At 45.6% G+C, this 13,970-nt stretch carries 12 protein-coding genes; 10 read left to right on the top strand and 2 right to left on the bottom strand.

From position 1 onward, the window contains the following. Positions 1 to 73 precede the first annotated feature (73 nt). The 7 genes from E7745_RS08875 (at position 74) to E7745_RS08845 (ending at position 5,971) form a co-directional block, all read left to right on the top strand. Positions 74 to 1,162 (top strand): hypothetical protein, encoded by a 1,089-nt coding sequence (locus tag E7745_RS08875; RefSeq protein WP_136408676.1) that lies wholly within the window; start codon positions 74 to 76, stop codon positions 1,160 to 1,162. 237 nt (positions 1,163 to 1,399) lie between these two features. Then, positions 1,400 to 1,720 carry a DUF3853 family protein gene (locus E7745_RS08870; RefSeq protein WP_123399146.1) on the top strand — a complete coding sequence of 107 codons (321 nt, stop codon included), beginning with the start codon at positions 1,400 to 1,402 and terminating at the stop codon, positions 1,718 to 1,720. Then, a complete protein-coding gene (locus E7745_RS08865; RefSeq protein WP_123615060.1) occupies positions 1,708 to 2,751 on the top strand; it encodes an AAA family ATPase in 1,044 nt (347 codons plus the stop codon). The genes E7745_RS08870 and E7745_RS08865 overlap by 13 nt, the downstream gene beginning before the upstream one ends. Positions 2,752 to 2,876: 125 nt before the next feature. Then, a complete protein-coding gene (locus E7745_RS08860) occupies positions 2,877 to 3,725 on the top strand; it encodes a toprim domain-containing protein (protein ID WP_168182069.1) in 849 nt (282 codons plus the stop codon). Further along, the gene (locus tag E7745_RS08855; protein ID WP_168182066.1) at positions 3,712 to 4,191 is read left to right on the top strand and encodes a DUF3408 domain-containing protein; all 480 of its coding nucleotides are present in this window, start codon (positions 3,712 to 3,714) and stop codon (positions 4,189 to 4,191) included. The genes E7745_RS08860 and E7745_RS08855 overlap by 14 nt, the downstream gene beginning before the upstream one ends. A 179-nt stretch (positions 4,192 to 4,370) precedes the next feature. Beyond that, the gene (locus tag E7745_RS08850) at positions 4,371 to 4,766 is read left to right on the top strand and encodes a hypothetical protein (RefSeq protein ID WP_123615063.1); all 396 of its coding nucleotides are present in this window, start codon (positions 4,371 to 4,373) and stop codon (positions 4,764 to 4,766) included. Next, positions 4,763 to 5,971, top strand: coding sequence for a relaxase/mobilization nuclease domain-containing protein (locus tag E7745_RS08845; protein ID WP_123615064.1), 1,209 nt, complete (start codon positions 4,763 to 4,765; stop codon positions 5,969 to 5,971). Before E7745_RS08850 ends, E7745_RS08845 begins: the two co-directional genes overlap by 4 nt. Before the next feature lie 186 nt (positions 5,972 to 6,157). Here E7745_RS08845 and E7745_RS08840 read toward each other — a convergent pair whose 3' ends face one another. Beyond that, positions 6,158 to 7,384 carry a transposase gene (locus tag E7745_RS08840; protein WP_136408189.1) on the bottom strand — a complete coding sequence of 409 codons (1,227 nt, stop codon included), beginning with the start codon at positions 7,382 to 7,384 and terminating at the stop codon, positions 6,158 to 6,160. A gap of 262 nt (positions 7,385 to 7,646) precedes the next feature. Here E7745_RS08840 and E7745_RS08835 point away from each other — a divergent pair, with 262 nt between their 5' ends. From E7745_RS08835 to E7745_RS08825, 3 genes are read left to right on the top strand one after another with little or no spacing between them, the layout of a single operon-like run. Then, positions 7,647 to 10,466 (top strand): type I restriction endonuclease subunit R, encoded by a 2,820-nt coding sequence (locus tag E7745_RS08835; RefSeq protein WP_123615065.1) that lies wholly within the window; start codon positions 7,647 to 7,649, stop codon positions 10,464 to 10,466. 3 nt (positions 10,467 to 10,469) lie between these two features. Next, positions 10,470 to 12,014, top strand: coding sequence for a type I restriction-modification system subunit M (locus E7745_RS08830; RefSeq protein ID WP_123615066.1), 1,545 nt, complete (start codon positions 10,470 to 10,472; stop codon positions 12,012 to 12,014). 38 nt (positions 12,015 to 12,052) lie between these two features. After that, positions 12,053 to 13,330: a restriction endonuclease subunit S gene (locus E7745_RS08825; protein ID WP_136408675.1), complete on the top strand. Its 1,278-nt coding sequence runs from the start codon at positions 12,053 to 12,055 to the stop codon at positions 13,328 to 13,330. Here the strand turns inward: E7745_RS08825 and E7745_RS08820 are convergent. Beyond that, positions 13,323 to 13,946 (bottom strand): restriction endonuclease subunit S, encoded by a 624-nt coding sequence (locus E7745_RS08820; protein ID WP_136408674.1) that lies wholly within the window; start codon positions 13,944 to 13,946, stop codon positions 13,323 to 13,325. The genes E7745_RS08825 and E7745_RS08820 overlap by 8 nt on opposite strands. Positions 13,947 to 13,970: the final 24 nt, after the last annotated feature.

Genomic DNA, 13,970 nt, shown 5'->3' with positions numbered 1-13,970 from the left:
TTTTCTCAAAATTCATGCACCGTGCTTTCGGCTTGACCCAAACCCTACGACATTACGAGATGTTGTGCCAATTTTGGAAGACCTCAGGCAGCTTATAAAAGTTCCGCTGGTAGCCAAACAGGATACAATTTTATACAAGCGAATAGCCGAAGCCACCAGTAAACTTTGCTCTATCGACATCGAAAATGCTATTATCGAATCTCACGCCTCCGGAGAAATCGGAAAGGTGCAAGCTAACCAGACCAGAAATTACTGTGCTGAGATTGCGACAAGAATAGATACATTCCAAAATGTATTCTATAAATTGGACAAAGATCGTAAAAATAAATCCAAGGCAGACATGATAGACGGCTACGAAAGCAACCACTTCCTTAAAGAAGTGGAGATGTTCTATATGATTGCCGCTCATTATGAGTACGCGCTAAAGGCTTGTCGCAAAATCTCGGTGCCTGATGATTGGACGATAGATAAGTACAAACAGGAAATCGAGTTATTCCATATGGCCGAAACCCGTGAAGGATGGCTTGAAAAGAAACGGGAATTTCTTAAGAAATTGCAGGAAAGCGTTGAATATGATGAATTTCTGTTGAAACCTTCATTCGATGTGTACCATGACTTGCGAAATGTCTGTCGCAAAATTTTTATCACGGTGGAAAGATACTTTCCGCCATGTGAAATTCAGTTACATCCGAAATGCAGGGAAACCTTTATACAAAAGATGCAGGTTCATAATGGTAGTTATCCCACGCCTGAACAACCTGTAAAACAGAATCAGACCAATACGAAATCATGCCGCCAATGGGAAGGGGAACTGTTCCCGATGATTCTTGTGTCGGAATTATATGAAATCTGCTCTGATGTTTTCGATAGTACCGAGACTCAGTTCCATTCATCGCTCAATCTCCATGGTAAGCATGAACCTATAAAGATACGACCAAAACAGAAAATCAAGGCGTGCTATCTCATATCGAAATTATATGAGATTGTTCCGGCCAAACACAAAGCGGCGTGGCGCGAGGATATTCTCGCTCATCTTGATATTCAGTGGAGCTACTATGAAAAGAAGTATTGTCATCCACGCGGAGATGATGCCAGTGCATCAAGTAGAGAATATGCTGATGAGATTGACAGAATCTTCAAAAACCATAAAAAACGAGCATGAGAGTTTGTGCGACTTAAAGATACCACTCGCGCACCACTTTCACCACTCATATTTCCACTTTTGAAACCTTATGATACTACCCGTCAGAGCCTGATACTCTGATGGGTAGTTCTATTAAGTGGATAAGATGAAACCACATACACCCCACCCATAACCGGTTGTAATTTTGCAGTGTCCGGGAGATACTCGGATACGCTCTCTCAGAGGGCGGAAGTATAATTCAAACCCACACTGCGTATGACAAAAGACCAGTTACTCAAACTTCCTCTCTGGCAGTATACCGGAGAACAACTTTTAGAATTACTTGATTCCCGTAATGTCAAGGATAACATCGAACCAGACGGTGCAGCTATCACAGCAAAGCGATGGCTCGTCTATGGAATTGAAGGTCTCTGCGAACTTCTCCAGTGCAGCAAAGCAACTGCACACCGTATCAAGAACAGTGGCGTAATCAAAGATGCCATTACTCAAACGGGTAGAAAAATCGTTATCGACGCACAACTTGCGCTCGATCTTATCCAGTCATCAAAGAAGGGAGGTCGCCGATGCAAGAAGTGAAAGAGGACATCCTCCGACTTTGGGAGGAAAAGCAGTTGAGAATCACGGATGAGATTCAGACTGCGCCGGAGGTGCTGTACGCCAACGGCAGCGTTATCGGAACACTCGGCAACTTCTCGGCTTCGACCGGCAAAGCCAAGAGCAAAAAGACATTCAATGTCGCCGCGATTGTCGGGGCATCACTCGTCAACGGCAAAGTATTGGGCTACACCGCAGAGTTCCCCGATGACAAGCGCACAATCCTCTATTTTGACACCGAGCAAAGTCCGTATCACTGTCAGAAAGTTATGGAACGTGCGTTGCGCCTGGCGAAACTCCCGACCGACACCCATCCGGAACATTTGAAGTTCGCCGCTCTGCGCCAGCTAACACCCACATTGCGCCTTGAAGTAATCGAACAGGCGATAATCAACACTCCCGGTGTCGGACTTGTAATCATCGACGGTGTGCGCGACCTTATGTACGACATCAACTGCGCCAAGGAATCGACCGACCTTATCGGCAAGCTGATGGAATGGACAGACAAGTTCCAGATTCATATCCACACCGTCCTGCATCTCAACAAGAGCGACGACAACGCCCGTGGTCATGTCGGCACCGAGCTGAACAACAAGGCAGAGACAATCCTCCAAATTAGCCGCAGCAAAACCGATGATACCGTGTCGGAGGTCTGCGCCGCCATGATCCGCGCCGCCGAGTTCGATCCATTTGCCTTCCGCGTCAATGACTATGGACTCCCTGAGATTGCAAGCGGGTATGTGTTCTCCGAGCCGGGCAAGAAAGCCAAAGACCCTTATCCATACAAGGAGTTGACCGAGGAACAGCATCGCGAGGCATTAGGCGTAATCTTCGCCAACGGTCCGATAAAAGGTTGCCGGAACTTCGAGGCTGCACTCAAAAGCGGATATGCCGCCTGTGGTCATTCCTATTCCAACAACAAGGTAAAGGGCTTGAAGACCTTTCTTGACAACAAAGGTATGATTCGTTACGAGAACCGCGAGTATATCTACAATCCTGATTTCTACTATTGAGAAACACCAAATTGGTTTGGTTTAGAAAAGGGCATATATAATAGGCGCTAAACCAAGAACCATCTCACCCAAACATTTTAGAACCCATGATCAAAGAGATTAAATCAATCCCTTTAGCCTCCTTCATGTCCCGAATCGGACATGAGCCTACGGCGAGAAAAGGAACAAGGCTCTGGTATAAGTCGCCTTTGCGACAGGAACATACGCCGTCATTCAAGGTCGAGACTGCGCTCAACTGCTGGTATGATTTCGGACTTGGCAGAGGCGGCAACATCATCGACCTTGCAGCCGAGTTGTATCAGACAACAGACCTGCGCCATATACTGCGTTGCATCGCTGACAGCTACCCGGTACCATCGGTGCCGACAATCGCTTCCTCTTTTGCTCCGCGACACTCAGCACCGAGTATGGAGCGGTTTGAGGTCGTGCCACTGGAACACCGCGCACTTGTCGCATACCTCCAAGAGCGTGGCATCCCGGCACACATCGCCACGGCGAACTGCAAGGAGGCTCAATACAGCGTCAACGGCAAGTTTTATTTTGCCGTGGCATTTGAGAACGTCAGCGGAGGCTGGGAACTGCGCAACCGATATTTCAAAGGTTGCCGTAGACGCAAGGACATCTCATATTTGCCGTGGGCGAGAGATGGCCCGTCAGCAGAGTGTGCCGTGTTCGAGGGATTTATAGATTATCTCTCGGCACTCACACTCGGCATCATCAGTGGAGCCGACACAATCATACTCAACTCGGTTGTCAATGTCAACAAGGCTGTGCCTTTTCTCAAAGGTTACACTACTATCAACTGCTACCTTGACAACGACAATGCCGGGAAAACAGCACTCGCCGAGTTGACCGCCATTTATGGCTCAACAATGATTGACCGCTCCACGCTCTACTCCGAGTTCAACGACTTGAATGATTTTCTTATCAATCGAAGTTTCACCAAAAACACACTTTCCAATGAAAACAAATAAACCCACCGCATCCAAGTCAACCGAGTTGACCGATGCAACCAAATCCAAAGTATCGACCCTTAACCCCGAAGTCACAATGAAATCAGATAACTCCACCAACCCTAATCCCGCAGTCAACAGCGATAACACTGTTAACAGCACCACACCTGCCAACGCTGACAATCTGTTTGACAACGAACAGCCAGTAACCGAGGCAACTGCCGTAACCGAGCCACCGAAGCAACAGCGCATCGGCAGGCAGCAGCGCAAATCGGATTTCGCCGAGTTCAAGGCAACGTTCCTCACTCCTGCAAAGCTGGTGAACCGCCATGCCCTGAACATCGAAGGCGACCTATGGGACCAGCTTGAGCGCGTTTCCAGAATCCTCGGTGGCCGTGGCACTACCGTCAGCAGTTACGCCAACGCAATCCTCGCCGAGCATCTGAAACAGTATGCCGAAGACATCGAAATCTGGCGCAAACTCTGAGCGCGTGATTGCAACTACATTTTGACCGCTAAATAGTCCTCGTAGTTTCGTGCACCTCGAAACTATCGTAGGGGTTCGGAATCGGAGGGAGCGAGTTTATGTTTTCGTATTACAAGTAATCCTCAAACGACTCGCTCCCCTCCGCTCCCGATGGTCACAAACCTCAAACAGAATTTCCAATGAAGAAATCCAATTTACGTCCCGCTAAAGGGCGTCCCAAGCTCCCGGCTGATGAACGAAAGTCCATCATGGTGCCGGTGAAATTCGACATAGACCAATATCAGGTAATGATGGACAAAGCTCTCACGGCAGGGCTCAACCGCTCGGAATATATCCGGCAGTCGGCACTGCACTGTAAAGTCGTGGAAAGGCTCACGCCAAGAGATGTCAAGGCAATCCGCGACCTTCAGGGAATCGCTGAAAATCTCAACCGCACGGCAAAATTTGTCGGTGCCATTCTAAAAGGTGGTGCCTCTGAGGAACAGATTGTCCGCACATACAGAGAGATAATTCAGTGCAAGGATTTTGTCCTTTCACTGATAAAAAACTATCGTAATACACCGGACAGCGTATGATGGGCAAGATAACAAAAGGCGGCAGTTTCGGCGGTTGTGTCGATTACGTCACTCGTCGAAAGAAGGATAATCCCGACGGCACGCCCTGTAATGAATGGCGTCTTATAGACTGCAAAGATGTATCTATGATGGAAGGGAGAAATGGAATTATCGCTTCTTTTGAAGATAATCTCGCCTTGAATCCGGACTTGAAAAATCCGGTCGGGCATATTTCCCTGAACTTTCATGCCAACGACAAGGATAAAGTTGATGACCGGATTATGGTAGAGATTGCCCAAAAATATATGAAGAAAATGGGCATCATGGATACTCCATACATCATTGTCCGGCATCTCGACAAAGATTATCCACACTGTCATATCGTGTTCAGCCGAATAGATAACCACGCCGAAACCATTTCCGATAAGAATGATTTCAGTCGCAACAAGGCAGCCTGTCTTGACTTGACAAAGGAATATGGACTGCACATTTCCGAGGGTAAAAAGCAGACTAATGTCAATAAATTGCGTGGCACGGAAAAGATACGATATGAGATTTTCAATGCCGTTGACGCTGTATGGAACGATAAATCAGTCCATACTTTCGAGCAATTCGAGACTCGCTTAAAGGCGGCTGGTGTCGGCATAGAATACAAATACAAGCGTGGCACCAGCGAATTGCAGGGTCTATGGTACACCAGAAAAGGCAAGCGTTTCGCTGCATCAAAGATTGACCGGCGATTCAGTCTGGGCAATATATCCAAGCATCTGGCTAACAACAAACCGCTACATTCTCAGTCTCAATGGATGTATGCAGATGGCTCCATCGTGCCTATCGCATCATACAAAGGTGTGCGGCTTACGACACAACAAATGAATGATTACGTTGCGGGGAAAGCTATCCGAGTTGACGGATGTCAGGGAGATATGCCTACTGTGTGGATAAAATTCAACCCACAGCGCATGACTCCGGGAGTCTATTCATCGAATCCGGATTTAGTCGGCCAATCCGCATCCCAGTCGCAAAACTATGGCACTCGGTTATCCCAAGTTCCATCCTCAGGAACCTCGCAGATGCAAGAAGGTTTTGCTAATGGAGGCGTTTTACCCGATGATTTCAAACTGTGGATGAGCCGCCATCCCGGACTTACCATTGAAGAGGCCCTTCATCGCTATCGTGAAGAACAAAAAGCCAAACGCCGCCGACAAGGGCCCAAACTACACTAAACCCAACGCCGCCGAGGGAAGCAGACCTCGGCGGCGTCTCTCATCTAATCTCCTTAATGGACTCAGAGATGGATGAGTATAGCTGTATCGTATATGTTTATCAGCATATTCAATTGCCATCTCAGAAATTTTCGCTAATTTTGCAATATCAATGATTCGGTAAAATTTGAGGTTGTTCAGCCTTGGCTAAGCCGCTAACTGAGCCAACCGATGATTTATTTTCTGAATTATTTTGAGATGCGGAGATTTTCCGCAAGTCGAAATAATTGTTGAGGCGAGATAAGATTCAAACATAAGCCGTTTGAACTGCGCTAACGAAAGACCCGGATAATCTTTCCTTATGACCTCTTTGCAGACATTGAGGGCAGTGAAGGAAAGATTGAACGCAAAGTCAAGCCGATCCCTGTCCCGGGTCTGCTGAGACTGGAGTCCTGTGAACTGTTTGGCATCGCGTATGCCGAACTCAATCTGGAAGCGGGTGCGGTAGAAACCGATGATCTTTTCAGGCCTCATGTCGGTGTCGGTGGAGAAGTACAGGAGAGGCTCTCCGTTTTCAACCGGACAGACCACGATACGGATGTCGCGTTTCAATGCCCTCGAGTGTACGACCGCCGTGTGACATCGGGTTTTGTTTCCTTTGGAATCCTCATATATGAATGAAGTGAACACGGACATATCAAGGCTGGAGAAATCCACTTTCTCTCCATACTTTTTCTTTCTGCCGCGTCTTCGCGGGGCGGAGGAATCCGGCATGGCCAGATACCTCAGATATGAGTTGGCACGTAATCTCCCGACAAACCGGAAGCCCATGCCAACCACTTCATTCACAAATTCATATTTGGAGAAAAAGGCATCGGCAACCAGAATATCCGTCAGTGAGAGCAGCTCTGTCGCCTTTGACCTGACAAGTGCCACATACCAGTCAAGCATTGACATTTGTTTCTCAGATTCAAGAGTCCTGAAGTTCGGTGACTGAACAGCACCGAGCATCACACATGTATGTTTACTCAGGCTTATTGCCCCGATCGCCATTATCTCCAGACCGCGTTTGACACGTTGTGCCACCCCTGACCAGAAACGGCCTATGCCATACGTCAGGCTGCCGGATTTGGAGATAAACGACGGATCGATTGCCACTGCCATGTCATCGGACGGTCCAAAACAATCCTGTGCCATACCTATGTTGACTTTCATCCAGTCTACGGGTGTCTTGAAATTGGAGGCAAAGGTCTTGGCTGTACGACCGCCATAGCGCGACAGCCGGGTAAAATTGACTTTGCCCGGAATCAACGCCACAGTGCGTATTGTTAAAATCAGCCAGTTGAGGAACCTTTTGCTCATCTTGGTTGTAGTATTTTCAAATACCGACTTACACCGAAAGGTGAAGTCTTTGAGAATCGTCAATACGTTCATACGCTAAGATTTTTATAATGAACGCTTTGGCGATTCATTTGTATTTGACAATTCGTTATATTAACTTAAGTTTCAACTACTTCTGTAATTTTTACCGAATCATTGCAATATAGTAACCTTAAACTTCTGAAGATGGCCGAAACGGTTTAATCCCAAAGGCAGCGATGCCGCCAAAACCAACCATATTTTAAAACTCCAATGCAGTCGTTACAGGTTCGGTCAACCTTTCAGAAAACTGCAAACGGAGTTTTTGTTTTTATAAATGGCACTTACTCAAAGCGAAGATGCACTGGAAAAAGGTTTGATAAAGACTCTCACGGATATGGCGTATGAATACGTTGAAATCCATGAGGAGACTAACCTTATATCAAATTTCAAACGACAGTTGGAAAAACACAATGCCAAGGAACTTGCGCAACATGGCAGAACGGAACTTACGGACAATGAGTTCAATAAGGTCATGCTCTATCTTGAAGGTGGCACCACGTTTGAGAAAGCCAAAAAACTGCGGGATTTGCTTCCTTTGGAACTTGACAACGGACAGCGCGTATGGCTTGAATTTCTTAATCGTCATAAATGGTGTCAGAATGAATTTCAAGTTTCCAACCAGATAACTTTAGAAGGCCGTCGTCAGTGCCGTTATGATGTTACCATTCTGATTAACGGTCTGCCATTGGTGCAGATTGAGTTGAAGAAACGTGGTGTTGAATTAAAACAAGCATACAATCAGGTTCAACGCTACCACAAGACATCATTCCACGGTCTGTTCAACTATATTCAGATTTTCGTGATTTCCAACGGCGTGAACACCCGCTATTTTGCCAATAACCCTAATAGTGGTTACAAGTTCACGTTTAACTGGACTGATCGGAAGAACAATCCGTTCAACCAACTAAGTCTTTTCGCGGCTGAATTCTTCGACCCATGCACACTCGGCAAAATTATCAGCAAGTACATCGTACTTCACGAAGGCGATAAATGTATGATGGTTTTGCGCCCATATCAATATTATGCCGTTGAGGAAATCCTCAACCGTGTGGTCAACAGCAATGATAACGGCTATATCTGGCACACAACCGGAGCGGGAAAGACGTTAACCTCATTCAAAGCCGCACAGCTTGTTTCTGAAATTGATGAAATAGACAAGGTGCTTTTTGTCGTTGACAGGCACGACCTCGACACTCAGACACAGGCGGAATATGAAGCCTTTGAGCCGGGAGCTGTGGATGGCACTGACAGTACTAAGGAACTTATACAGCGTCTCGGAAGTGATAAGAAGATAATAATCACCACTATTCAAAAGCTGAATTGCGCAGTCACCAAAGACTATTACAACCGTCATCTTCAAGATGTGCGCGATAAAAAGGTCGTGATGATTTTTGATGAGTGCCACCGAAGCCATTTTGGAGAAAGTCACAAAAATATTGTCCACTTCTTTAACAACCTTCAGATATTCGGCTTCACCGGCACTCCGATATTCGTCGAAAACTCAAAGAATGACCGCACAACCAAAGAAATCTTCGGTAATTGCCTGCACAAGTATCTGATTAAAGATGCTATCGCCGATGACAATGTACTGGGCTTTCTCGTTGAATATTACACCGGCAACGCAGACCTTGATCTTGAAAGCGATAGCCGTATGCGCGAAGTCGCACGGTTTATCCTCAACAACTTCAATAAGTCCACTTTTGATGGCGAGTACAACGCTCTGTTTGCCGTTCAGTCAGTGCCGATGCTTTTGCGTTACTACAAGATTTTTAAGGGATTGAATCCAGACATCAAAATCGGTGCGATATTCACTTACGCAGCAAACGGCAGTCAGGATGATGAAGCCACCGGCATGAACCGGGGTTTCGCAAATCCGAAAGTCGCCGCCGATGAGATGCAGGAAATCATAGATGACTACAACAAAACCTTCGGCACATCCCATTCGGTAGAAAACTTCGGACTCTACTATGACGACATCAACAAGAGAATGAAAAAGAAAGACCCGAAGATGAAGCCTTTGGACTTGTTGCTCGTCGTCGGGATGTTCCTTACGGGTTTCGATGCCAAGAAGCTCAACACTCTCTATGTTGATAAAAATCTTGAATATCATGGTCTGTTGCAGGCTTTCAGTCGCACGAATCGTGTACTGAACGAGAAAAAGAGATTCGGAAAGGTGATCTGCTTCCGCGACCTCAAAAGCAACGTGGATGCGTCTATAAAGCTGTTCTCCGACAATAATCCTATCGAAGATATAGTGCGTCCGCCGTTCAAGGATGTCAAGCGCGAGTACATTGAAAAAACCGAACAGTTCCTGTCTAAGTATCCGAATGTTGATGAGATAGACAATCTTGAAAGTGAGAACGACAAAGTGGCGTTTGTCCTTGCTTTCCGCGACATAATCAAGAAACACGCTGAAATGCAGATTTATGAGGAATATTCGCCTTCGGATATATCTTTCATAATGACTGAGCAGGAGTTTCAGGACTTCCGCAGCAAGTATCTTGACATAGCACAGAATTTCGGTTCAAAACCGGCAAAGGTTGCCGCTGAACCCGCTGCCGCTTATGGCGCCGAACCGGAAACGACACTTGAAGATATTGACTTTTGTCTTGAACTGCTACACAGCGACGTAATCAACGTGGCATACATCCTCGCGCTGATTCACGACCTTGACCCGGCAAGCGATGATTACTCTGAAAAACGCCGTGAGATTCTTGACACGATGATTCGTGATGCCGAGATGCGCAGCAAGGCTGAGCTTATCGACGGTTTCATCAGCGAGAATGTCGATGCCAATCAGGATGAGTTCCGGCGGTCTAAGGCTGACGGCACAATAGATCTTGAATCACGACTGGTGGATTATGTACGCAGAGCAAAAGACCGTGCCGTAGAGCAACTTGCTGCGGAGGAAGAAATCGACCAGACGGCACTTCATAAGTTCATGGAGGAATACGACTATCTCCACCGTGAGAAGGACGAGATACTTCAGGATGCCATAAAGAAAAAGAAACTCGGTCTGAAACAACGCCGCAGCGTATTCAACCGTATTCTTCAAAAACTTCGTAAAATAATAGAAATCTACAACTGGGAATAATATATGAGCGAGGAACTCCAGCAGCAGCTTCGCAGTCAGCTTTGGACTGTGGCAAACAACCTTCGCGGCAATATGTCGGCGAGCGACTTTATGTATTTCACCCTCGGATTCATATTCTACAAATACTTGTCCGAGAAGATTGAGATGTATGCCGATGACATATTGTCGGAGGACGGTGTTACATTCAAGAATGCTTGGGCAAGCGACGATGCCGAGTTGAAAGCCGACATAAAAGACGAGTGTCTAAGCAACCTCGGATACTTCCTTGAGCCGGAGTTCCTTTTCTCAAGCATTATCGAGGCGGTTGACCGCAGAGAGAACATCCTGCCTCAACTTGAACGCTCGCTGAAGAAAATAGAGGACAGCACCGTAGGTCAGGACAGCAATGAGGATTTTGGCGGTCTTTTCTCCGACATTGACCTCGCTTCGCCTAAGTTGGGAAAGTCTGCCGATGATAAGAATACACTAATTTCCAACGTGCTTGTAGCCCTCAACGGCATAGACTTCGGACTTAACGAGGCTTCCGACATCGACATTCTCGGCGATGCATACGAGTATATGATCGGTCAGTTTGCTGCCGGTGCCGGTAAAAAAGCCGGTGAGTTTTACACTCCTCAGGAGGTTAGTCAGATTCTCGCCGAGGTAGTGACCACTGGAAAGACACGTCTGCGCGATGTATATGACCCTACTTGCGGTTCCGGCTCCCTTCTTCTGCGCACAGCACGCAACGGCAATGCCGACACCATTTATGGACAAGAGAAAAACCCCACCACATTCAATCTTGCCCGTATGAATATGCTCCTTCATGGTGTCAAGTACAAGGATTTCACCATAGAAAACGGTGACACCCTCGAAGCTGATGCTTTCCCCGACAGAGAGTTTGATGCCGTGGTTGCAAATCCTCCTTTCTCGGCACAATGGAGCGCGGCGGAGAAATTCAACTCTGACGACCGTTTCAGCAAGGCAGGGGCATTGGCTCCGAAATCGAAAGCGGACTACGCTTTCATCCTGCACATGATTCATCATCTCAATGAGGGCGGTACACTCGCCTGTGTAGCTCCCCACGGCGTACTATTCCGTGGTAATGCCGAGGGTAAGATACGCCGTTATCTCATTGAGAACAAGAACTACATTGACGCTATTATCGGTTTGCCACCAAACATCTTCTACGGCACGGGAATACCAACCTGCATCATCGTAGCCAAGAAATGCCGCAAGGAGGATGACTCCATTCTCTTTATTGATGCAAGCCGGGAGTTTGAGAAGGTTAAGACGCAAAACAAACTGCGCCCCGAACACATACAGAAGATTGTAGATACCTATCGCAATCGTACTGAAATCGAAAAATACAGCCATCTGGCTTCGCTTAAGGAGATAGCCGACAACGATTATAACCTCAACATTCCCCGCTATGTAGATACATTCGAGGAAGAGGAAGAAATCGACATCAAGGCAGTAATGGCAGACATCAAAGAGCTTGAAGCGAAACGCTCTGAACTCGACGCGCAAATCGAAGTGTATCTCCGCGAACTTGGAATCGTGGAATAAGAATCCTTAATGTTGAACAGTAAAGATTGAAAATCCCGATGACTGACACTGAAAACAATAAAAACTCCAATTCGCCCGTTTCCACATCCGCACCCTCCCTGCGCTTCCCCGGATTCACCGAACCGTGGAGAAGAATTCGATTAGGGAAAATCGCGACATTCAGTAAAGGTGCAGGTATATCTAAAGACCAAAGGAATGAGAACGGGAAACCATGCATTCTATATGGAGAACTATATACCACGTATACTGCCACAAATATCACAAACGTTATCAGTAGGACGAATTTACCAGAAGACAGCCTGATTAAAAGTGTGGCAAATGATGTCATAATCCCATCCTCAGGCGAAACTGCCGAAGATATTGCCACTGCACGATGTGTCCTCAAAAATGATGTTTTCTTAGGGGGAGACTTAAATATTATTCGATTGAATAATGATAGTGGTTCTTTTTTGTGCTATCAACTAAATGGGGTACGCAAGCGGGAGATCGCCAAATTAGCCCAAGGTGTTTCCGTTGTCCATCTCTATAAAGAATCCTTGAAATCGCTCGTGGTCTCTATTCCTTCAATTGATGAACAATCAAAAATCGCATATTTTTTACAACTCCTTGACGAGCGCATTGCAACTCAAAGGAGGCTGATTGAGGATTTGGAAAAACTAAAGTCCTCAATTGTTGAAGAAGTATACTGCTCACCAAGAGAAAATGTCCCTCGTCAGAGAATCAATAAGAAATATGTTGATAACTGGTCAGTATGTCAACTTGGTGATATTTGCACACGCATAACAAGGAGAAATACCACTATTGAATCAAACCGTATTCTTACAATCGCAGCTCAATATGGACTGATTGATCAATGTTCATTCTTCAACAAAGTAGTTGCAAGTGAGAATCTAAGCAATTATTATATTCTTAAAAAGGGCGATTTCGCATACAATAAAAGTTATTCAGGTGATTATATTTGGGGCGCAGTAAAAAGGTTGGACAAATATGAATCAGGTGTATTGTCTCCCCTCTATATCTGCTTCCAGCCAAAAGAAAAACTCATTGACTCAGATTATCTTTTGTTTTACTTTGAGTCAAAGAAATGGCACAAAGATATTGCAGAAATTGTTGTTGAAGGAGCAAGAAATCACGGACTGCTGAATGTCTCGATAAAAGATTTCTTTAATATGCTAATACCTTTGCCATCGCTTGATGAGCAAAGAGATATAGCAGCCACTATTAGAGCCGTTTTGATAAAGATAGAATGCGAGAGAACAATATTACAAAGATATGAAAGTCAGAAAGGCTACCTTCTATCAAAGATGCTCATATAAACATCTTCGATAGCAGATAGATTCTCTGTTGAATATATCTGTTATGCAATTCTATTTCTGTCGATATTTTGTCGGTTAACAACTGGAGAGTATTGAAGATCTTTATTTGATATTCTTTTGCGGGAAGTGAGAATTTTATATTCATCAACGATGGCTTATGTAAATTGAAGCGAGTGCTGCCTTGTGCATAGGGGATTATCTTCCTACGGAAATAAGTCGTTGAAGTAAAGTATCCCATATAAGGGGGATACACCATTTCAGACTCTTGAATATGTATGCCAAAACAAAAACTATTCAAGTATAGTTCTTTAGCATTCCCCATATATACAGCGGAATAGCCAATTTCTTCGGGCGTTTCCGACGACAGGGTAAACAGTAAATCGCCCGTGCGTACCTTATTCTGATTCTCTCCGTCTCTAATCTCCACATTATCAAAATTGTAATCGGTTATCACTTGATTCTGATATACGTTCAGATATGAGATAAAAGGCTTTCCATAGCCAAAATCTTCAGCGGATTTCCCGGTCAAACCTCCATAATCAATGCCAATTTCATTGAATGACGTTTTGCAATCCGTGGTCAATGTTTCATATAGCGTTTCATTTATTGAGGACATTGATTGAAATATATCCTCAATCTA

Source organism: Duncaniella sp. C9 (genome assembly GCF_004803935.1).
Taxonomy (GTDB): Bacteria; Bacteroidota; Bacteroidia; order Bacteroidales; family Muribaculaceae; genus Duncaniella; species Duncaniella muris.
The sequence above is the reverse complement of the archived record's forward strand: the minus strand, read 5'-3'. Positions and strand labels throughout refer to the sequence as shown.